Source organism: Klebsiella sp. K5-306 (assembly GCF_051835185.1).
Taxonomy (GTDB): domain Bacteria; phylum Pseudomonadota; class Gammaproteobacteria; order Enterobacterales; family Enterobacteriaceae; genus Klebsiella; species Klebsiella oxytoca.
In genome coordinates, this window is record NZ_JAIFJY010000064.1 from 1 (window position 1) to 738 (window position 738).

1 pseudogene is annotated in these 738 nt (G+C 60.4%); it reads left to right on the top strand.

Annotated features, from left to right (window positions below):
- Positions 1 to 738: pseudogene (locus tag K2184_RS29000) on the top strand (transketolase); the annotation flags it as partial.

Consider the following 738-nt stretch of genomic DNA (forward strand, 5'->3'; position numbering starts at 1 on the left):
TGCGCGGCGTTGACGGTCACGATGCTGACTCGATTAAACGCGCGGTGGAAGAAGCGCGTGCGGTCACCGACAAACCGTCCCTGCTGATGTGCAAAACCATCATCGGTTTCGGTTCGCCGAACAAAGCTGGTACCCACGACTCCCACGGCGCGCCGCTGGGCGACGCGGAAATCGCGCTGACCCGCGAAGCGCTCGGCTGGAAACACCCGGCGTTTGAAATTCCGTCTGAAATCTATGCCCAGTGGGATGCGAAAGAAGCCGGTCAGGCGAAAGAGTCCGCGTGGAACGAGAAATTCGCCGCCTACGCCAGAGCCTTCCCGCAGGAAGCAGCAGAATTCACCCGCCGTATGAAAGGCGAGATGCCGGCTGATTTCGACGCGAAAGCGAACGAATTCATCGCGAAGCTGCAGGCTAACCCGGCGAAAATCGCCAGCCGTAAAGCGTCGCAGAACGCCATTGAAGCCTTCGGCCCGCTGCTGCCTGAGTTCCTCGGCGGCTCCGCTGACCTGGCGCCAAGTAACCTGACCCTGTGGTCCGGCTCTAAGGCCATCAACGAAGACGCTGCCGGTAACTATATCCACTACGGCGTGCGTGAATTCGGCATGACCGCCATTGCCAACGGTATCGCCCTGCACGGCGGTTTCCTGCCGTACACCTCCACCTTCCTGATGTTCGTCGAGTACGCGCGTAACGCGGTACGTATGGCGGCGCTGATGAAGCAGCGTCAGGTGATGGTCT